This is a genomic window from Mesorhizobium sp. BH1-1-5, from assembly GCF_020165615.1.
Classification (GTDB): domain Bacteria; phylum Pseudomonadota; class Alphaproteobacteria; order Rhizobiales; family Rhizobiaceae; genus Mesorhizobium.
The window spans coordinates 50,407-70,911 of record NZ_JAIUIM010000035.1 but is presented as its reverse complement, the minus strand read 5'-3'; the positions used below and the strand labels follow the sequence as shown (position 1 = coordinate 70,911).

The following is a 20,505-nucleotide window of genomic DNA, read 5'->3' as shown; positions in this document are numbered from 1 at the left end:
CCGGGGGGTGGGGGGGTCGACAGCGCCCAACCTAAGCCAACGCCGCCGCCATCGTCGCGTAATAGAACGCGTCGAAGTTGCGCAGCACCGGCTCATTCGGCAGATCCGGCAGCACGCGGTTGACGATGAAGGGCACCTCCTGCTCGGTCAGCCCGCCATGCGAGCGCAGCGGCTCGTCGAGCGCCGCCAGATTGTGCCGGTGCTCGGACGTGCCGATCGTCTTGTTCTCGCCGGAGATCAGGATGATATCGCCCATGCGGTCCTCGGGCAGTTCGAAGCGGGTGCAGCCTTCCTCGCGGCCGAGCACGAGGATGATGTCCTCGACCTTGCGGAGCTTCGCCATGATCGCCTCGCGGTCCGCGCCCTTGGGAAGGTAGGCGGTGGCGAAGGAGCCGAGCGCGCCGTGATGCACGACATAAGGGTCGGTGATCGGCAGGATGACACGAGCGGCGTCCTTGCCCAGCCATTCGTCGAGAAGGTCCTGCACATAGACCACGTTGGGCGAGCCGTCGGCGTAGTGCTTCGGCTTCATGCCGTGGTCGGCGGTGACGACGATCGCCGCGCCGAGTGCATCGAGTTCGGCGAGATACTTGTCGAACATCTCGTAGAAGGCATTGGCCTGGGGCACGCCCGGCGCGTATTTGTGCTGAACATAGTCGGTCGTGGTAAGATACATCACATCCGGCCGGAACTCCTTCAGCAACTGCACCCCGGCGGCGAAGACGAATTCCGAAAGTTCCGCGGAATAGACCTCGGGGACAGGCAGGCTGAAATGCTTCGAGGCGTTGTCGATGCCGTGCTCGGCCTTCGTCGTGGTGTCGGACCTCTCGGCCGAGAAGCACATCGCCCTGCCATCGTCGAACTTCAGCGCCTTGCCGAGCAGCGCGCGCAGCTTGTCCTTGGCCGTCACCACCACCACCTTGGCGCCCGCGTCGTAGAAGGCTTGGAACACCGTCGGCGCGCGCAGGAACTTCGGGTCGTTCATCATCACCTCCTCGCCCGTCTCCGGGTTGTAGAGGTAGTTGCCGCAGATGCCGTGCACCGCCGGCGGCCGGCCGGTGGCGATCGACAGATTGTTGGGGTTGGTGAAGCTCGGGATCACCGAATGGGCGAAGCGCACCGTGCCCTTCTTCTTGATCCTTTCCAGCGCCGGCATCAGCCCGGCATGAATAGCCTCGTCGAGATAGGCCGGCTCGCAGCCGTCGAGGCAGATGGCGATCGCCGGCACGCGCGGCCAGGCATAGGAACGGCCGTTGGCCGTGACGTTGACGGGAGACATCTGGTTCATCTCAAGGACCTTTCAGGCGGCGAGCTTGGCGCGCTCGGCGATAGCGGCGGGGGACGGGGCGGCGGTGTCGACGCCCATTTCGTTCAGCGACTGGGAGGCTGCTTCGACGACGCGGCGCATGACATGCTCGTCCATCTGGCCGATGCAGCCGATGCGGAAGGAGTCCACGACCGTGAGCTTGCCCGGATAGATGATGAAGCCCTTGTCCTTCATCAGCTCGTAGAACCTGTCGAAGGCGAAGTTCTCATGCGCCGGGTTGAAGAATGTGACGATGATCGGCGACAGCCAGCGATCCTTCAGCAGCGTCTCGAAACCCAACGCGCGCATACCGCCCACCATGACGTCGCGGTTTCGCGTATAGCGCGCGCCGCGGCCGGCGACGCCGCCCTCGGCCTCGTGCAGGCGAAGCGCTTCGAGGAAGGCGGCGACCACATGCGTCGGCGGCGTATAGCGCCACTGTCCGGTCTTGTTCATGCTCGCCCATTGCGCATGGACGTCGAGCGACAGCGAATGACTGCGTCCCTTGGCGGCCTCCAGCTCGCTCTTGCGGGCGATGACGAAGCCGAAGCCCGGCACACCCTCGATGCATTTGTTGGCCGACGAAACCATCGCCTCGTAGCGGATCTCGTTTACGTCGAGCGGGATGGCGCCGAAAGCGCTCATGGAATCGACCAGCAGCTTGCGGCCGTTGGCATAGACGGCTTCCGAGATCTCGGCGACCGGGTTGAGGATGCCGGAGCTGGTCTCGCAATGGATGGCAATCACATGCGTGATCGCGGGGTCGGCCTTCAGCGCCGCCGCGACCTCGTCGCCACGCGGCGGCAGGTAGTCGCCCTTGTCGATCAGCGTGTAGGCGCGGCCGATATACTGCATGGTCTGCGCCGCGCGCAGGCCATAGGCGCCGTTGGCCAGCACCAGCACCTTGCCGTCCTTCGGCACGAACGAGCCGAGCATGGCCTCGACGCAGAACGAGCCGCTGCCCTGCATCGGGACGCAGTCGAATTCGTCACGGCTGTCGCCGGTCAGCGCCAGAAGGCGGCGGCGCAGCTCGGCGGTCATGGCGCGGAAATCGCCGTCCCAGGACCCCCAGTCGCGCAGCATCGCCTGCTTCACGGCGTAGGCCGTGGTGAGCGGGCCGGGCGTCAGCAGATAAGGTTCGCCCAGCGCCGGCGCATCCAACGGCTTGGCCGCCGCAAGTTTCGTCTCAGCGAGCATGCTGCCCTCCCACTTCGATCCTGTCATTGGAATATGACAGTCATTCTCGGTGGGTATGACGTATTTGTAAAATCGTTATTTTGTATTGATGTATCGATCTGATCGATGCTACGACTCTCCGCATAAACGGCATTTCGGAGAGCATCCGCATGCGTTACGTGCAGCTCAGGGCCTTTCATCAGGTAGCGATCTCAGGCGGCTTCTCGCGCGCCGCCGAGGCGCTGTTCCTGACCCAGCCGGCGATCTCGGACCAGGTGCGCAAGCTGGAGGAAGAATATGACGTGCTCCTGTTCAACCGGAACAAGAAGCAGGTCACGCTGACCACGCAGGGCCAGAGGCTGCTCGAGATCACCCACCGCATGTTCGAGACCGAGCAGCAGGCCCTGGAGCTTTTGACCGAATCGCGCGCGCTGCGTTCCGGCACGTTGCGCATCGTCGCCGACGCGGCACATCATTTGCTGCATATCCTCGGCGCCTTTCGCGCGCGCTATCCCGGCGTCCAGGTGTCCGTGCGCTCCGGCAATACCGAAACCGTGATCAGCAGCCTTTACAGTTACGAAGCCGATATCGGGGTTCTCGGTGAGATGCCTGCAGGGCGTGATTTCGAGATGCTCAAGCTCAACTCGACGCCGATCATCGCCTTCGTGTCCGCCGATAACCCACTGTCGAGCAGGAAATCGCTGACGCTTGGACAACTCGCACAGGAACCGCTGGTGATGCGCGAGCGCGGCTCGAAAACGCGCAAGAAGCTGGAAGATCTTGCCACGGCTTCGAATGTCGAGCTGAAGCCTGCCATCGAAGCGGAAGGCCGCGAGGCGGTGCGCGAGATCGTCGCCTCCGGTGCGGGCGTCGGTTTCGTCTCGGCGGCCGAGTTCGGCCACGACTCGCGGCTGGTGCCGATCACGATCGACGCGCCGGAGACGCTGATGGACGAAGCCCTGATCTGCCTGCGCGAGCGCAGCGGCGGCAAGCTCGTGCGCGCCTTCCTCGACATGGCCCGCTCGATGTCAGGGGATTGAGCCCGGTTCTTACGGAACCTGCCCAGCACCCCCGGATGAACCCGCGACGGTGCCGTGGCGCGCACCTTCACAGACCGAGGCGGCGGGCATGCCACTTGAGGTGATCGTCCATGAAGGTCGAGATGAAATTATAGGAATGGTCGTAACCATCCTGCATGCGCAAGGTCAGATCGATTCCTGCCTTCTTGCAGGCCTCTTCGAGCAGCCACGGGCGAAGGCCGTCCTGCAGGAAGCCGTCCGCGTTGCCCTGATCGACGAGGAATTCCGGAAACCGCTTCCCGTCCTCGATCAGCAATGTCGTGTCGTAGGCGCGCCAGCTCTTCTCGTCAGGCCCAAGATATTTTTCGAACGCCGGGCGCGACCAGCCAGCCATCGAGGGTTGCACGATCGGCGCGAAGGCCGAGCAGCTTCGGTATCGCTCGGGGTTTCTGAGCGCGATCGTCAGCGCGCCATGTCCGCCCATCGAATGGCCGAAGATCGCCTGGCGTGCCATGTCGACCGGAAAATTGGCGGCGACGAGCGCCGGCAATTCCTCGGTGAGGTAGGAATACATGCGGTAGTTCTTCGCATAGGGCTCTTGCGTCGCATCGAGGTAGAAGCCGGCGCCGCAACCGAACTGCCAATTGTCCTTCTCGTCGGGAACGTCAGGCCCGCGTGGGCTGGTGTCGGGACACACGATGACCAGCCCGAGCTCGGATGCCAGTCGCCGATACTCGCCCTTGTCCATGACGTTTGCATGCGTGCAGGTCAGGCCCGACAGATACCACAGGACCGGCAGCGGCCCGTCCTTGGCCTGGGGCGGCACGAAGACGGCGAAGGTCATGTCGCAGGCGCATGCTTCGGAAGCGTGCGAATAAACGCCCTGGACGCCGCCATGCGATTTCGATGTGGAAACGACCTTCATCGGTTCTGCCTTTCGTCAGGAAATCTCGATCCGGCATAACCGGCGGCCCGGGCTCGCGCAACCCGCGCCTCGCAAAACCGCGCTGGCGCCGCGATGAAGCTGCGCCACCGGCGGTCAACTCGCCGTAGCGATCAGGTCCGGGCCGACCTGCTGAAAGTTGGGCACCCCGCAAAGCTTCAGGCCGATTGCGATTTCCTCGAGCAGGATATCCAGCACCCGCTCGACGCCGGCCTGTCCCGCCACCGCGCCGAACAGCGCGGCCCGGCCGATCGCCGAGGCGGTCGCGCCGCGTGCTTTTGCCTTGACGACGTCCATGCCCGTGCGGATGCCGGAATCGATCAGGATCGGAGCCCGGCCGCCAACGGCCGCATGCACCGCCTCGGTCGCATCGACGCTCGCGACCGCGCCGTCGAGCTGCCGGCCGCCATGATTGGACACCCAGATCCCGTCGGCGCCCTCCCCGATCAATCTCGCGGCATCGTCCGGATGCAGGACGCCCTTGACGATCAGCGGGCCCTTCCACCAGTCGCGGATCGTGCGAAAGTCGTCCCAGTCGAACCCCGCATGGAGATTGCGGCCGACGCGCGCCGCGATTGTCAGCCCCGCGCTGGTGTCGCCGAGATAACCGCGAACATTCTCGAATTGCGGCAAGCCGCCGCGAAGCAGGCGAAACGACCAGCCCGGATGCGCGATTCCTTCGATCATGTGTCGCGGCGAAGGTCGCAGGGGGATCGAAATCCCGTTCCTCAGATCCTTCTCGCGCTTGCCGCCCGCCTGCAGGTCGACAGTGACGACGAGCGCCGAATAGCCGAACTCTTGCGCCTGCCGCACCAGCCGGCGGTTGAAATCGAAATCCTTGAGCACATAGAGCTGGAACCAGAGCGGTCCCTGGACGGCCCGTGCCATCCGCTCGATGCCGGTCGTCGCCATGGTCGACAGCGTGTAGGGAATGCCGCGCGCCGCCGCCGCTGTGGCAATGGCAATGTCCGCGCCTGGGCGCACGAGCGCGCAGGACCCCATCGGGCTGATCACCAGAGGCGCCGGGTAGGTCCTGGACCACACCGTGGTGCTCAGGTCAGGCCGGGACACGTCTGTCAGAATACGCGGCAGCAACCGGATACGCTCGAAGCCGGCGCGGTTGTCGCGCAAGGTCAGTTCCTGGCCCGCGCCGCCATCGACGAACTCGAAGACCGATTTCGGCAACCGGCGGCGCGCCAGCCGGCGGAAATCCTCCACCGATACGCAGCGATCGAGCCGCCCCATCGCCTCAGGCCGCGAGCCGGTCGCAGACGGTCCCGGTGATCTCGGCGGTCGATGACCTCCCTTTGAGGTCGGCGCTGAGCAGCCCGCCTGCCAGGCACGCTTCCGTCACGCGGCGGATCTGTTCGGCCGCCCGGCGCAGCCTTTCGTCGTCATGTCCGCGGCCGAGCCAGTCGAGCATAGCCGCCGCCGACAGGATCGTCCCATAGGGGTTTGCGATCCCCTTGCCGGCAATATCCGGCGCGGAGCCGTGCGCGGCCTGGAAAAAGCCCTTCGAGTCGCCGACCTCGGCGGAGGGGGCCATGCCCATTCCGCCGACAGTCGCGGCCGCCAGGTCGGAGAGGATGTCGCCGAACATGTTCTCGCTGACGATGACGTTGAAATGGCCGGGCTTCAGCACAAGGTGCATGGCCATGGCGTCGATCAGCGCATGCTCCGTCGCGATATCGGGGTAACCCTTTGCCACCTCGTCGAAGACCGAGCGGAAAAAGGCGTAGCTGCGCAGCACGTTGGCCTTGTCGCAGCAGGTCACCCGGCGAACGCCGTCGCGCGGCGCGCCGTTCGACTGGCGCGCCAGTTCGAAGGCCTTGCGCACGATGCGCTCGATGCCGGCGCGCGTCTGCACGAGCGTGTCGACCGCCACCTCCCCGCGCAGCAACGCCCCGGCCCCGCGCGCGGCATAAAGCCCCTCGCTGTTCTCGCGCAGGATGACGTAGTCGATGTCGCCGGCCTTCACCCCACTAAGCGGGCTCGTCACACCCTCGAAGAGCCGGATCGGGCGGATATTGGCGTAAAGGTCGAGTTCGAAGCGCAGTCTCAGCGTGAAGTCGAGGCCTGCTTCCGTGCCATCCGGATAGACCACGCCCGGCAGGCCGCCGGCGCCGTGCAGGATCGCATCCGCCGCGCGGCAGGCCTGGAATGTCGGCTCGGGAAAGCTCTGGCCGGTCTTGAGGAAATGCTCGGCCCCGGCGGGGTATTCGATGAACCGCAACGGGCAACCCGACCCGAATGCCGCCTTCACCACCTCGACCGCCGCGCCGCACACCTCGGGGCCGATGCCGTCGCCATGCACGACCGCGATCTGGTAGACATCCTTCATCGCCAATCCCTCAGGAACCGCAAAGATTCAGATGCATTTGCCGCCGTCGACATTGAGGTCGACGCCGGTGATCATGCTGGCTTCGTCGGAGCACAGGAAGGCAGCGGCGTTGCCCATGTCCTGCGGCGTCGACAGCCGGCCGATCGGGATGGTGGCGACGACGCGGGCGCGGTTTTCCTCGCCGGAGCCGATGAAGGTGGACAGAAGCGGCGTGTCGCCGGCGACCGGGTTGATCGCGTTGACGCGGATACCGAACGGCGCAAGCTCCACCGCCATGGCGCGGGTAGCGGCGATCGCCCAGCCCTTTGAGGCATTGTACCAGGTGAGGTTCGGGCGCGGCGAGACGCCGCCGGTGGAAGCGACATTCAGGATCGCGCCGGACTTGACCGATTTGAAATGCGGCACCACGGCGCGAGCGCCATTGTAGATCGAGCGCATGTTGACGTTGGCGATGCGGTCGAACAGGCCTTCGTCCATCGTCTCCAGCGGCAGCGGCGGCTGCGCGACGCCGGCATTGTTGACCAGTATGTCGAGGCCGCCGAAGGCCGAGCGGGCCAGATCGGCGGCGGCGACAAAGCTCTCCAAGGTCGAGACGTCGCCGGTAATCGGCCGCACCTTGTCGCCGGCTTCGCGGCTGACGCGCGCGGCTGCCGCCTCGTCACGGTCCATCAACACGACCGCCGCGCCTTCCTCGACGAATTTTTTGACGATGCCTTCGCCAAATCCAGAACCGCCACCGGTGACGATGGCAACTTTGCCAGCAAGTCTCATATCTGTTCCTCCATTGCCGGAACCATCGGGGAAGACGCGCGCGTTGCACAGTCCGATTATCTGAACGCCCTTTTAGCTTTCCTTGTTTGAGGTCGCCGGCAGCGGGAGTAATAGTCGCGTCGGAATTCGTGAGGAGGAGACGATGACGCTGAACTTCGACCCGAGGGCGAAGGCCACCACGCTCTACCATGGCGAGTTCCGGCCGATGTTCATCGGCGGCAAGTGGGTCGCGGCGCTATCCGGTGAGGAAATGCAGGCGCTGAACCCGGCGACGGGCGAAGTGCTGGCCACCGTGCCGCGCGGCGGAGCCGCCGATATCGATGCAGCGGTCGCCGCGGCGCGCGCGGCCTTCGAAGGTCCATGGTCGAAATTCTCGCCCTACGAGCGGCAATGCGCGCTGCTGCGGATCGCCGACCTGTTCGAAAAGCATTGGGAAGAGCTCAGCGTCTCCGACACGCTCGACATGGGGCTGCCGATCACCCGCACGCTGGCCAACCGGCGTCGCGTCATCGGCATGCTGCGCTTCTATGGCGGTATGGCGACCGCCCTGCATGGCGAGGCGATCGACAATTCCATCCCCGGCGAGATCGTCACCTTCACCCGGCGCGAGCCGGTCGGCGTCGTCGGCGCGATCATCCCCTGGAATGCGCCCACCGCCGCCTCCATCTGGAAGATCGCGCCGGCTCTGGCCACCGGCTGCACCATCGTGCTGAAGCCGTCCGAGGATGCATCGCTGACGCCGCTCCTGATCGCGAAGCTGATGCAGGAGGCGGGCGTCCCCGACGGCGTCGTCAACATCGTCACCGGGACCGGCGCCGAGGCCGGCGCGCGGCTTGCTGAGCACCCGGATGTCAACAAGATCGTCTTCACCGGCTCGACGCTGACCGGCCAGGCCATCGCCCGCGCCGGCGTCACCAACCTCAAGCGCGTCTCGCTCGAGCTCGGCGGCAAGTCGCCGATCATCGTCTGCCGCGACGCCGATATCGACAAGGCCGTGCCGGTCGCGGCGATGGCGGTGTTCGTGCATTCGGGCCAGATCTGCATCGCCGGCTCGCGCCTGTTCGTGGCGCGCGAAATCCATGACGAGTTCGTGCGCCGGGTCGCCGAGTTCGCCGGCAAGCTGCGCATCGGCCACGGCATCGAGGCGGAGACCGAAATCGGACCGCTGATCAATGCAAGGCAAGCCGGCAAGGTGGAAGGCTACATCAAGGCCGGCAGCGACGAAGGCGCCCGACTGGTCGCTGGCGGATCGCGGCTGACGGGCGAACTCTATGACGGCGGCAACTTCATCGCGCCGACCGTCTTCGGCGCGGTGTCGGACAAGATGACCATCGCGCGCGAAGAAATCTTCGGGCCGGTCATCTCGGCGATGCCCTTCGACACGCTGGATGAAGCCGTCGCGCGCGCCAACGCAACGCCTTACGGCCTTGCGGCCGGTATCTTCACCACCAATCTCGGCACCGCCCACAAGCTCGCCCGCCGCGTCAAGGCCGGCTCGGTCTGGGTCAACATGTACCACGCCATCGACCCAGCCGTGCCCTTCGGCGGCATGAAGATGTCCGGCTACGGCCGCGAAGGCGGCGTCGAGCATCTGCACGAATATCTGGAGACGAAGGCCGTCTGGATCCAGACGGATTGAGCACCCGCCGGAACGTCAGTGAGCCAGCTCGCGCAGATTGGTGCGGATCAGGTTCATCAGCTGCTCTGAGAAGGAGTGGTGCACGTAGCCCCGCGCGGTGATGATGCCGACGGAGCGGTGGGCGTCACGATGGTCGATCGGCACCACCCGCATGCGCTCGTCATTGCGCGAGATGGCGATGCCCGGCACCACGCAGACGCCCAGTCCCGACGACACCAGCGCCACCGCCGTCTGCGCGCTTTCGACTTCATATTGCGGCTTGAGCTCGATCCCCTCCGCCACGGTCAATCGGTCGAGAAGGCCGCGCACCGCCGTCTTGCGGTTGAGCAGGATCAGCGGAAAGCGTTTCAGATCGGACAAAAGCAGCTTCTTCTCGCCGCCGTAATTTTCCACCGGGATGCAGGCCATAAGCGGATCGTCGAGGATCGACTCGAACTGGAAGTCGTTGAGGTTCGGCAGTTCCGGGCCGAGATAGAACTCGACCTCCTGTTGCTGCAACAGCGCAAGGGCCGCCTGTGGCGGGGTCTCGATGACCTCGACGATCGAGCGCGGGTAGCGCAATTTGAACGTCGCCAGTATGTCGCCCAGCCGGCTCGCCGCGAGCGTTGGCGCGCAGGCGATCTGCACCTTGCCCTTGCGCCGCGCCGCGATCTCGGTCAGCCGGTCGAGGCTGGTCTGCACCTGCGACATCGCATTGGCGATCTCTTCGAACAGCACCTGGCCTTCCGGCGTCAGGCTGGCGCGCTGCGCCGTGCGGATGAACAGCGAGATGCCGATCTGCTCCTCGAGGTCGCGTATCTGCATGGAGACGGCCGAAGGCGAGCGGTTGCTTTCTTCGGCAGCACGCCGGAAGCTGCCGTTTTCAGCGGCGAGCAGGAACGTCTGCAGAAGTTTGAGGTTGATGCTGGACATGTCCGTTCGGGCAGGTGATCTGACCTCCTGACCTATTCAGACGCGGAAGTGATTGCAAGGCAATAGGGCCGGTCCAGGCGTTAGCCAGCAAATCTGTTCCTGTTCAAGGTGTGTTGAGATTCAGGTCAGGCCGAGTCGAAAACGGTGGGTTCCGAGAACCGGAGCGGAGCGTACTACAGTACGTGAGCACCGGAAGCGCAGGAAACCGCCGTTTGCAGACCGGTCTCACCTGAATATCAACACACCTTAGTGGACGGCCGCGAACATAACGCGCTCCTCGGTCGCTTCCGAGAGCATCATCTCTTCCACCACGCGGCCGCGCTTGACGACCAGGATGCGGTCGGAAACCGCAAGGATTTCCGGCAGATAGGAGGAGATGACGACGACGGCCATGCCCTGGTCGGCAAGATCGCTGATGAGCTGGTGTATCTCCACGATGGCGCCGACATCGACGCCACGCGTCGGCTCGTCGAAAATCACCAGCTTCGGTTGCTGGATCAGCGATTTGGCGATCACGACCTTTTGCTGGTTGCCGCCGGATAGCTCGATCATCCGGGCGCGGTCGCTTATCGACTTCAGCCTCAGCCGCTCGCCCCATTGCTTGGCGAGCTCCCTGGCGCGCGACATCGACACCATCGACACCGGGTTGGACGTGTCGGTCAGTTCGCCGATCTGCAGGTTCTCGCCCGCCGTCATCGTCTCGAAGAAACCGTCGAACTTGCGGTCCTCCGTCACATAGACGATGCCGTCGCGCACCGCCGGCCGTGGCACGCGGTAGCGCACCGACTTGCCGAGCAGGCGGATTTCGCCGCCATGGAAGATGTTGCGCTTCAACAACCCGGCGACGACCTTGGCCATTTCGGTGCGGCCGGCGCCGACCAGGCCGAACATGCCGGTCACCTGGCCGGAAAACACCGAGAAGGACGAGTTGCGCACCAGGCCGGCGCAGGAGAGGTTCTCGACCGAAAGCACCTTGTCGCCATAGGGGCGCGCGGTGCGCTTGACCTCGCCATGCAGCGTTTCGGTGAGCGTGCGGCCGACCATCGCCTGCACGATGGAGGCGCGGGTGAAGCCTTTCGCCTCCCCCGAAGCCACGATCTCGCCGTCGCGCATGATGGTGATGCGGTTGGCGACGGCGAGCGCCTCTTCGAGCGCATGGGTGATGAAGATGATGGCGATTCCTTCCTTCACCAGCCGCTGCAGAAGGTTGAAGAAATGGCGCTTCTCTTCCGGCGTCAGCGTCGCGGTCGGCTCGTCGAAGATGATGACGCGGGCCTTGTGGTGGACGGCGCGCGCGATCTCCACCATCTGCTTGTGAGCCGCGCCCAGCGTGCTCACCTGGGCGGTCGGATCGACCTGGAAGCCCATGCCGGCGAGGAACTGGCGCGCCTGGATGTAGAGGCCGCGCAGGCGGTTGAACATCTTCTCTTCGCCGAGATAGAGGTTCTGCGCCACCGTCATGGCCGGCACCAGATTGGTCTCCTGGAACACCATGGCGATGCCGGCGCGCAGCGCTTCGGCGGGTGTGGCGAAAGACACTTCCTTGCCGTCGAAGAACAGCTTGCCTTCGGTCAGCTTGAACACACCGGCCATGACCTTGGTCAGTGTCGATTTGCCAGCGCCGTTTTCGCCCAGCAGCGCATGGATTTCGCCCTTACGCAGGTCGAAATTGACGTTCTTGAAGGCGGGGATGCGGGAGAACGCCTTGGTCGCGTCCCTCAGCTCGATGATGTTGGCGTCCGACATCGCTTAACCCCGCTTGCCGCTGGCGACCTTGGCCAAGCGCACGATCCTCGACCCGCCGCGCGAGGCGACAAGCAGGTCGTCGCCCGTCTCGCAGGCGCTGATTGTGCCGTGCACGGTGCCGTCGGCGCGCGAATGGAAGCTCGACAGCGGCTTCATGTTCTGGTCGCAATGAACCACCAGCCCGTAGGACCTGGTAACCGCGTAGGGCTTCAGCACGTTCATCTGCTTGAGCTGGCTGCCCTGCATCGGCTCGCGGTAGTCGCGCCATGAGCTGAGCGACGGCGCCATCCAGTAGGCTTCCGGCACCTCGGCCAGCATACGCTTGCGGTAGGTCTCCTCGCGCAGGATGAACTCCACCAGCTGGTTTCGCACCGAATAGAAGGTCAGCCAGTAGCCGGCGTTGAAGGCGGGCGCGATGCGGGCCGGATAGGCCGGCAGGTGCTCCAGCACCGGCGCCGTTGCCTTGCTGGCAAGATCGATCGCCAGCACGCGATAGCGCCAGGCTTCGGTGACGTAGACGCGGTTGGAGCCGGTCGTGGCGATGCCGGCCGGCCAAGCGAGGCCGTCGCGGATAAGCTCCAGCCGGCCGCTTTTCAGGTCGAGGCGCCAGACCGAGCCAGAAGCGTTCTTCTGCATCAGGTCGCGGCGCCAGCCACTCGCTGGCAGCGAGGCCGAACCATTGGCCACCAGCAAGGTGTTGCTGTCGAGGAAAGTCAGCGCGGTGACGCAGGACAGCCTGCGGGCCTCGTCGCCCGTTGCCTCCCGCCCGTCATGCAGCCCGCCGCGAATGACCACACCCTTGCCGTCGATGGCCAGGGCGGTCATGCCGCGCGCATGGGCGAGCGCGGTGACCTCGCCGGGGAATTCCTGCAGCGATTCCTGCTTGCCGTCGGCGTCGAACCGCATCAGCCGGTTCGCGCTGCTCGCCAGCATGCCCTTTTCGGTCCGCACCAGATTGTCGGCCTCGGCGAGGCTAGCGAAGGCTTCCGCCTCCTCGAGGTCCTGGTTGGGCAGCAGCGGCCCGTCGAGTGTGGGCACGGTCACCGCCCAATCGCCCCGACCGAAGAAGCGATCGAAAAGCCGGCTCACGGCGCTCATGCTTTTTTGCCCCAGTAGGAATCCGAGCTGAACCAGTTGGGATCGGTGCCCTTCAGCGGCAGCGTACCCATGCGGTTGTTGAAGATGCCGCAGAGATAGAGGATGCCCTTGTGCTCGCGCATCGAGGTGATCATCGGATGCTTCTCGCCGGCCTGGTCCCACAGGCTTTCCAGGATCTGGCCGTTTTCGTCGAAGCGCAGCACGCAGCCGGTGTTGAGGTTGGGCATCAGCCAAGCATCCTCCGACACGCGCCGCGCCATGCGGCGGCGGAAGCCCGGCATTTCCAGCGACAGGTCCAGCGCTGGCGTGCGCATGCCCATCAGGGCCAGCCAGTAGGTGCCGTCGGAGGCGCGGTTGATGTTGTCGGGATAGCCAGGCAGTCCCTCGATGACCCGCTCCACCTTGCCCTTCTTCGGGCCATCGAAATAATAGCGGCTGATGCGGCAGGCCCAGCTCTCCGCGAACAGCACCGACTGGCCGTCGAAAGCGGTGCAGATGCCATTGGGGAAGACAAGGTTCGACAACAGCGTGCGGGTCGAACCCGACTTGGGATCGTGGACGATGATGCGGCCGTTGCCGCGGCTCTCCAGCGCATCCGCATACCAGTCATGCATCTCGAAACGCACCGTGGCCTCGGAAAACACGATGCGGCCGTCGGGGAGGATGTCGCAATCGTCGGCGAGCTTCATGGTCGAATCGTCGACGACCGATGTCAGCGAGCGGTTGGTCTCGGCGGTGAGCAGCTTCACCGCGCCTGCCGGCGAGACCTGGTAGAGGCCCATTCCGGCGACGCAGATCACCAGATTGTCCTCGCGGTCGAAGGCCATGCCGAGCGGCGAACCGCCGATATGGGCGAACACCTCGCTCTCGGTGTAGTGCGGCGGCTGGAAGCGCAATATGTCGCCCTGGCGGCTGCCGGTGTAGAGCCGGTCTTGCCGGTCGAAGATGACGTCCTCGGCGCCGTCGAGGAAGCCTAGGCCGATGACGCCGACATCCTTCAGCCGATCGTTCACCGCCATCGGCGCGCCGGGCGCGGTCGAGATCGCCTGCGGCATCTTGGCGAAGGTCGGCGAGATATAGACGCTGCGCAGGATCTTGTGGCGGTTCTTCACCCAGCGCACGTCGAGAAGCACTGACAAGAGCAGCACGAGGCCGAGGATCAGATAGTTGACCGGGCCGGGCACGGCCAAAGCAAGCAGGCTGTTCGACAGGACGAGCACGAACAGCGTGCCCATCAGCGCCTTGGCGACCGAGCCGCGCCCGCCGCCGAGCGAGATGCCGCCGAGCACGGTCGCGGTCAGCACCTGCAGTTCGAGGCCGGTGCCGATGTCGGAGGCCGCGCTGCCGATGCGGGCCGAGAAGAAGAAGCCGGAGAGCGCGACCAGCACCGAACAGAGCACATAGGCGCTGAACAAGGTGAAACGCACATTGATGCCGGCATTGTAGGCCGAACGACGCGCGCCGCCGACCGCGAACAGCCGCCAGCCATAGCGGGCGCGCGACAGCACCAGGTGGATCACGATCGCAATGACCACGAAGACGACGAAAGATGTGGGCACGCCCCAGACCGTGCCGAAGCCGAGAAAATCATAGGTCGGCGAATCCGGCCCGCTGGTGACGATCGCCGTCGAAACATGCGGGAAGACGATGTCGAAGGTGGACCGGTAGATGATGAGGGTGACAAGCGTGGTGAGGAACGCCCGCATGCGCAGGAAGCCGACCAGGAAGCCGTTGACGGCGCCGCAGACGACGCCGAGCCCGAGGCACGCCGCCAGGCCGGTTCCAAAACTCCACTGCCCGACATTCATGCCGTAGAGCGTGACCAGCACGGCCAGCGCGAAGGTCGAGCCGACCGACAGGTCGATGCCGCCGGATACCATGACGATGGTCATGCCGAGCACGACCAGGCCGAGCTCGGCGGTCTGGCCGCTGAGATTGGTCAACGTCGTCACATCGAAGAAGCCCGGCACGATCGAGCCGAAGATCGCGCACAGGATAACCAGCGCCGTGAAGGGGATGACGCTGTCGATCCACTTCTTGGTCAGGATCTCCCCGACCACGTGGTCGGGGAGCAGACGATAACGCCAGCGTACAAGGCTTTCGGCCATGCTCATCGGAAAGTCCGTTTACTTGATGTCTTCGGGCTTCCAGCAGTTCCGGCCGGTCGCGTTGGTCCTGTCGACATGGGTGATCGGGCCGAAGAAGATGGTCTTCTCGCTGCCCGCCTGCCGGTCGGGATGCTGCAGCAGTTCCGAGATCTGCTGCGCGGCGATTTCGCCCTGGATCGGGGCATTGAAGTTGAAGATCACGTCGAGCAGCCCGTTCTTGATGCTCTCGCAGCCCGTGGCGGCACCCGCGCCGTTGGTGACGATGGTGACCTGGTCCTGCTTGCCGGCGGCCGCGACGGCGGCGCCCGCGCCGACTTCGGCATTGTCCCAGATGCCCATGATGCCGCAGAGATCCGGATGCTGCTGCAGCACCGTCTCGGTGATCTGGCGGGCCTTTTCGCTGATGTAGTCGGCCGGCTGGTCGGAGACGAGTTGCAGTTCAGGATTGGCCTTCAGCACCTCGTCGATGCCGGTGCGCATGTAGATGTTGGCGGCGCCCGTCTGGACGCCGGCAAGCCAGACCACCTTGTGCGAGACGGCGTTCGGCCCGGTGCAATGCTTGGCCAGTTCGCCCATCTCCAGGCGGCCCATCTCGATCCAGTCATTGCCGACATAGGAGTCGGTCTGCGTCGCCGACTGCATGTTGACCTGCAGCACCTTGATGCCGGCGGCCTGCGCCTGTTTCAAGAGCCGTGCATAGGTCTGCACATCCGGGTTCTGCACGATGATCAGGTCCGGCTTCTCGGCGATAGCGCCTTGCATGGCGCGGATGCCGGCATTGGTGTCGCCGTTGGGATCGCGCACCTCGAGGGTGAAGCCGTAGCGGGCGGCATGACGCTGCCACACCATCACCCAGGCTTGGTTGAGGTCCATGCCCTGCGAGATCGGCACGAAGATGACCTTCTTGCCCTTGAGCGATTCCAGATAGGGCGCGCGGCCGACCTGGTCGGTTTCCTGCGCGCTTGCGACCTGCGCTGCGCCCATGAGCGCAAGCGCGGTCATGCCCGCCAACAGGCATTTCTTGAATATCTTCATGGTTTTCCTCCCTGATTTGATGGTTCGGGTTCTTGTTTCAGATGTCGCCGCTCTGCGAGGTCTGCTCGTCGCGCGGATTGATGATGGCGTCGATGGCAAGGGCGCCGAGCAGGATCACGCTCTTGATCAGGTTCTGGCTGGTGTAGCTGAAGTTGAGGATTGTCATGCCGTTGGTCAGGATGCCGACCAGGATGGTGCCGGCGATCACGTTGCGCACGCCGCCCTGCCCGCCCGACAGGCCAATGCCGCCCAGCACGACCACAAGGAGCACGTCGTAGATCAGGCTCGAATTGTAGAGGCGCGTGTCGATGCCGGTGACCAGGCCAGTCATGATGATGCCGGCGGTGAAGGCTATGAGCGCGCTGATGACATATTGCGTCACGATGATCGGGCGCGTCGGCAATCCGGTGGTGCGGGCCGCGTTCGGATTGTCGCCGGTTGCGTAGACCAGCCGGCCGAAGCGAGTCTTCCTCAGGAAAAGCCCCATCAGAGCAGCCACCGCTCCAAAGATGACGACGGACATCGGTATGCCGAGCACGCTGCCATTGCCGACGAATTTCAGCCAGGCGATGTCCGGCGGCGCATAGAGCACGTCCGAGGCGAAGACGATGCGCCCCGAGCCGTAAACCGAAGAGGCGATGGCTAGAGTGGCGAAGATCGGCGGCACTTCCGCGACCGCCACCATGACGCCGGTGAACAGGCCGATGACCGCGACCAGGATAGCGCCGCAGATCACGGCAAGCGTGAAATCGATGCCCCAGGTGGAAATCCAGATGCTGAAGGCGACGCCGACGACCATCACCGCCACCATGGTGAGGTCGATGCCGCGGCCAACGACGACGAAGCCCATGCCGACGGCAAGCGTGCCGAGGATCGACACGTTCTTGAGGATGGCGATGACGTTGCCCCGGCTCAGGAAATTGTTGAGCGTCGCCGAGAAGACGACGAACAGCATGACCGAGATCGCGACGACGACGACTTCCTGGGACGCCTTGAAGCCAAGGCGCCTGCCGTCCGACTTGCCCGAACCAGGCATTTTCCTCCTCCCAGGCAGCCTATGGCTGGCGCCTTCCTCAGGCGATCAGCTGCTCCGGAATCCTCCCAAGGCACCGAGCCGTCGCCTGGCTCGGACAATTACGACTGGAGCGTCGGCGGACAATTTCGTTTTTCTGATACGCTGTGCAGTTTGCCTCCGGTGCCGTGGATAAAGGAGTTCGCGGCCACGGGTTCTCGCAAGCGACACCTCGTGGCCGCTGGGGGCCGTTTCGGATTCAATCGATGTCGAACGAGACACCCTGGGCCAGCGGCAGTGCCTTGGAGAAGTTCACCGTGTTGGTGGCGCGGCGCATATAGGCCTTCCAGGCATCCGAGCCGCTCTCGCGGCCGCCGCCCGTCTCCTTCTCGCCGCCGAACGCCCCCCCGATCTCGGCGCCCGAGGTGCCGATGTTGACGTTGGCGATGCCGCAATCCGAGCCGTCGACGCCGAGGAACCGTTCCGATTCCTGCAGGTCGCGCGTGAAGATCGACGACGACAGGCCGGCGCCCACCGCATTGTGCTGCTCGAGCGCCTCGTCGAAATCGGTGTATCGCATCACATAGAGGATCGGCGCGAAGGTCTCTTCCGTCACCGGCGAAACCTGCTTCGGCATCTCGACCAGCGCCGGATGCACGTAATAGGCGTCCGGATGGCCGTTCTCGAGGCGCGCGCCGCCCGTCACCTTGCCGCCATGCGCTTGCGCTTCCTTCAGCGCCTTCTGCATGTTGTCGAAGGCGCCCTTGTCGATCAGCGGACCGACCAGCACCTTGCCTTCCAGCGGATTGCCGACCGAGACGGACTGATAGGCCTTCTTCAGCCGCGGCAAGAGCGCGTCATAGACGCTGTCATGCACGAACAGGCGCCGCAGCGTCGTGCAGCGCTGGCCGGCAGTGCCCATCGCGCCGAAGGCGATGGCCCTGAGCGCCATGTCGAGATCGGCGGTGGGCGTGACGATGCCGGCATTGTTGCCGCCGAGCTCGAGCACGGCGCGGGCAAAGCGCTTGGCAAGCCTCGGACCGACCTCGCGGCCCATGCGCGTCGAGCCGGTGGCCGAGACCAGCGGCACCTTCGGATGGTCGACCAGCACCTCGCCGGCGACGCGGTCGCCGATCAGCACCTGCAGCAGGCCTGCCGGCGCATCGGTGCCGAAGCGCTTTGCGGCGCGCTTGAAGATCGCCTCGCAGGCAAGCGCGGTCAGCGGCGTCTTTTCCGACGGCTTCCACACCACCGCATCGCCGCAGACGAAGGCGAGCGCCGAATTCCACGACCACACCGCGACCGGGAAGTTGAAGGCCGAGATCACGCCGACCACGCCCAGCGGATGCCAGGTCTCCATCATGCGGTGTCCGGGGCGCTCGGTGGCGATGGTGAGGCCGTAGAGCTGGCGGGAAAGGCCGACGGCGAAGTCGCAGATGTCGATCATTTCCTGGACTTCGCCCAGACCCTCGGACGGGATCTTGCCGACCTCGATCGACACCAGCCGGCCGAGCTCGTCCTTATGCGCGCGCAATTCCTCGCCGAGCAGCCGCACCAGCTCGCCGCGCTTCGGTCCAGGCACCAGCCGCCAGGCCTGGAAGGCCTTGTGCGCGGCATCGATGGCCTTGCCGGCGTCCGCTGCCGAGATCGACTTGAGCGCCGCGATCTCTTCGCCCGTCACCGGGCTGCGCACGACAAGGTCGCCGCCGACAAGCGCATCCCTGGCCACGCCCAGTTTCTCAAGAAGTGAGGCCGTTTCCTTGGCTAAGCTTATGGATTTATGTGCGATGTTCATTCCAAACTCCTGTTTGTTCGCGCTGACCGAAACGCGCGGCACCGATTTGCCGGGCGGCGTCTGCCGTTTCAGTCCAGCGGCGAGGTCTTTGCTTTTCTGTCCGGCATAGAGCTCGCAATAGGCCTTTGCGGCAGATGCCGTGCTCGGGTTTCGACCATCCTGCCTATTCCGCCGCCTGCAGGCCGCGCAGCGCGCTCCGGCAATTCTCGATCGACCGCCTTTCGATGGCTGCATAGTGCGCGAACTCGTCGACAACGCTGGCGCCGAGAGCGGCTTCGAAAACTTGCTGGTTGGGGCTGGCGGCAAAAGCCTCTGTCGCCTCATCGCCGAGATTCGACTGGAAGATGCCGGCCGCGCTGACGGGAAGGAAATCCTCGTAGACGATCGGATCGAAACGCAGCAGCCCTTCGGCCAACAGCCTTTCGACATCGTCATCGCGCCCGCCGCGGGCTGTGCGCCCGAGCTCGGTCAGCGAATAGGTGAAATAGCCAAGTCCAGCGGCTCGGATTTCCTCCCAGCTGTCCGGAAACGACTTGAACCGCCCGGCCAGCGCCGCGCCGTAGTCTGCCGCATTCGAACCATCCGCCGACGGCGTGGCGATCTTGCGGGCCTCGTCGAGCAACCTGTCGTAGAGTGCCCTGCCCTTCGGCGTCAGCGCGATGCCGCGCTGCTCGATCTCGCCGAAGCGCGCCGTGTGCGAACCGGTCGTCCAGGCGCCGTCATCCGATTGGAACGACACCGGCTCTTCGAGTGCCTTGAAGGATGTTTGTCTGAGCAGGACCGGGCACCGGCGGGTCGGCGGACCTTCGACGACCGCCTTGGGTTCGATGCCTCGCAACGGCATGCGCGCCTGCACCGCGTCGATATCGAGCGTGCGCGGCGTGAGGTGATTGATGTGCGGCCCCTTGAAGGACACGACATCGGCAACCAGCCGATGCTGACGGTGCAGTCTTTGGTACATATCCGCGCTTACGCAGGCCCGATCGTGCCAGCGGAATGTCTCGAGGATCTCGTCGACGAAGCGGTCGGCGTCACGCCGATCAAGGCCACCCTGCCTCTCGGCCTTTTCGGTGAGCGCGATCGCGCCGTCGCTGAAAATCCGCCGGGCCGCGAGAACCTGCTGCGCCTCGGCCCGCAGCGTCTCGTCGCCGATCAGGTCGAGACGAAGCAGGGACGTGAAGACGCGAAAAGGGTTACGGCTGAGCGTCCTGGCGTCGACCGGCCGGAACGCCGTAGCATGGACCGGCACGCCGGCGGCGCTGAGGTCGTAGTAGCCTACCGGATACATGCCCATGACAGCGAAGACGCGCCGCATCATCGACAGTTCGGCGGGCGTCCCAAGGCGGATCGCCCCATGCCGCTCCTGCGAGATGCGATCGAGCGAATCCGTGGCTTCCAGGCTGGTCCGCAGCTCCGGATCGCCGGCCAGCACTTCCGCGTTCGCCTCGGCGACCAGCTCCATCAGCATGCCGTAGGCCGGGACCTCGACCTTGTACATTGCCGACATCGCCGCCGAAAAGTCGGCCCGGATATCGTCGCGGGAAACGAAACCAGCGTCTCGCATCGGTGCGCCTCACTTCGAAGAAAAGGAAAGATCATTCCAG

At 64.8% G+C, this 20,505-nt stretch carries 16 protein-coding genes; 2 read left to right on the top strand and 14 right to left on the bottom strand.

Features of this window, described 5'->3' with window-relative positions:
• Positions 1 to 31 precede the first annotated feature (31 nt).
• Both phnA and LB572_RS31175 read right to left on the bottom strand, forming a co-directional pair.
• Complete coding sequence (gene phnA, locus LB572_RS31180; protein ID WP_224670480.1) at positions 32 to 1,288, bottom strand: phosphonoacetate hydrolase; 1,257 nt, start codon at positions 1,286 to 1,288, stop codon at positions 32 to 34.
• Positions 1,289 to 1,300: 12 nt separating this feature from the next.
• The gene (locus LB572_RS31175; RefSeq protein ID WP_224670479.1) at positions 1,301 to 2,503 is read right to left on the bottom strand and encodes a 2-aminoethylphosphonate--pyruvate transaminase; all 1,203 of its coding nucleotides are present in this window, start codon (positions 2,501 to 2,503) and stop codon (positions 1,301 to 1,303) included.
• 149 nt (positions 2,504 to 2,652) lie between these two features.
• Between LB572_RS31175 and LB572_RS31170 the strand changes: the two genes are divergently transcribed.
• The gene (locus tag LB572_RS31170; protein WP_224670478.1) at positions 2,653 to 3,522 is read left to right on the top strand and encodes a LysR substrate-binding domain-containing protein; all 870 of its coding nucleotides are present in this window, start codon (positions 2,653 to 2,655) and stop codon (positions 3,520 to 3,522) included.
• A 67-nt stretch (positions 3,523 to 3,589) separates the two neighbouring features.
• On the opposite strand, the gene fghA is transcribed toward LB572_RS31170, so the two are convergent.
• The 4 genes from fghA to LB572_RS31150 all read right to left on the bottom strand — a co-directional run bounded on the left by fghA (position 3,590) and on the right by LB572_RS31150 (position 7,556).
• Positions 3,590 to 4,426: an S-formylglutathione hydrolase gene (gene fghA, locus LB572_RS31165; protein ID WP_224670477.1), complete on the bottom strand. Its 837-nt coding sequence runs from the start codon at positions 4,424 to 4,426 to the stop codon at positions 3,590 to 3,592.
• 114 nt (positions 4,427 to 4,540) lie between these two features.
• A complete protein-coding gene (locus LB572_RS31160) occupies positions 4,541 to 5,689 on the bottom strand; it encodes an alpha-hydroxy acid oxidase (RefSeq protein WP_224670476.1) in 1,149 nt (382 codons plus the stop codon).
• Between the two features lie 4 nt (positions 5,690 to 5,693).
• On the bottom strand, positions 5,694 to 6,785 hold the full coding sequence (locus tag LB572_RS31155; protein ID WP_224670475.1) for an isocitrate/isopropylmalate dehydrogenase family protein: 1,092 nt from the start codon (positions 6,783 to 6,785) through the stop codon (positions 5,694 to 5,696).
• Positions 6,786 to 6,812: 27 nt separating this feature from the next.
• Positions 6,813 to 7,556, bottom strand: coding sequence for a glucose 1-dehydrogenase (locus LB572_RS31150; protein WP_224670474.1), 744 nt, complete (start codon positions 7,554 to 7,556; stop codon positions 6,813 to 6,815).
• A 142-nt stretch (positions 7,557 to 7,698) separates the two neighbouring features.
• Here LB572_RS31150 and LB572_RS31145 point away from each other — a divergent pair, with 142 nt between their 5' ends.
• Positions 7,699 to 9,195, top strand: coding sequence for an aldehyde dehydrogenase family protein (locus LB572_RS31145; RefSeq protein WP_224670473.1), 1,497 nt, complete (start codon positions 7,699 to 7,701; stop codon positions 9,193 to 9,195).
• Between the two features lie 15 nt (positions 9,196 to 9,210).
• Here LB572_RS31145 and LB572_RS31140 read toward each other — a convergent pair whose 3' ends face one another.
• The 8 genes from LB572_RS31140 to LB572_RS31105 all read right to left on the bottom strand — a co-directional run bounded on the left by LB572_RS31140 (position 9,211) and on the right by LB572_RS31105 (position 20,465).
• Positions 9,211 to 10,107, bottom strand: a complete 897-nt coding sequence (locus LB572_RS31140) for a LysR family transcriptional regulator (RefSeq protein WP_140808849.1) — start codon at positions 10,105 to 10,107, stop codon at positions 9,211 to 9,213.
• A 246-nt stretch (positions 10,108 to 10,353) separates the two neighbouring features.
• Positions 10,354 to 11,853, bottom strand: coding sequence for a sugar ABC transporter ATP-binding protein (locus tag LB572_RS31135; protein ID WP_224670472.1), 1,500 nt, complete (start codon positions 11,851 to 11,853; stop codon positions 10,354 to 10,356).
• Positions 11,854 to 11,856: 3 nt separating this feature from the next.
• Positions 11,857 to 12,951: a strictosidine synthase gene (locus LB572_RS31130; RefSeq protein WP_224670471.1), complete on the bottom strand. Its 1,095-nt coding sequence runs from the start codon at positions 12,949 to 12,951 to the stop codon at positions 11,857 to 11,859.
• Positions 12,948 to 15,065, bottom strand: a complete 2,118-nt coding sequence (locus LB572_RS31125) for an ABC transporter permease (protein ID WP_224670470.1) — start codon at positions 15,063 to 15,065, stop codon at positions 12,948 to 12,950. Before LB572_RS31125 ends, LB572_RS31130 begins: the two co-directional genes overlap by 4 nt.
• 12 nt (positions 15,066 to 15,077) lie before the next feature.
• Positions 15,078 to 16,094: a sugar ABC transporter substrate-binding protein gene (locus tag LB572_RS31120; protein WP_224670469.1), complete on the bottom strand. Its 1,017-nt coding sequence runs from the start codon at positions 16,092 to 16,094 to the stop codon at positions 15,078 to 15,080.
• Positions 16,095 to 16,131: 37 nt separating this feature from the next.
• On the bottom strand, positions 16,132 to 17,130 hold the full coding sequence (locus tag LB572_RS31115; RefSeq protein WP_140808839.1) for an ABC transporter permease: 999 nt from the start codon (positions 17,128 to 17,130) through the stop codon (positions 16,132 to 16,134).
• A 235-nt stretch (positions 17,131 to 17,365) separates the two neighbouring features.
• A complete protein-coding gene (locus LB572_RS31110; RefSeq protein WP_224670468.1) occupies positions 17,366 to 18,901 on the bottom strand; it encodes an aldehyde dehydrogenase family protein in 1,536 nt (511 codons plus the stop codon).
• A gap of 163 nt (positions 18,902 to 19,064) precedes the next feature.
• Complete coding sequence (locus LB572_RS31105) at positions 19,065 to 20,465, bottom strand: VOC family protein (protein ID WP_224670467.1); 1,401 nt, start codon at positions 20,463 to 20,465, stop codon at positions 19,065 to 19,067.
• Positions 20,466 to 20,505: the final 40 nt, after the last annotated feature.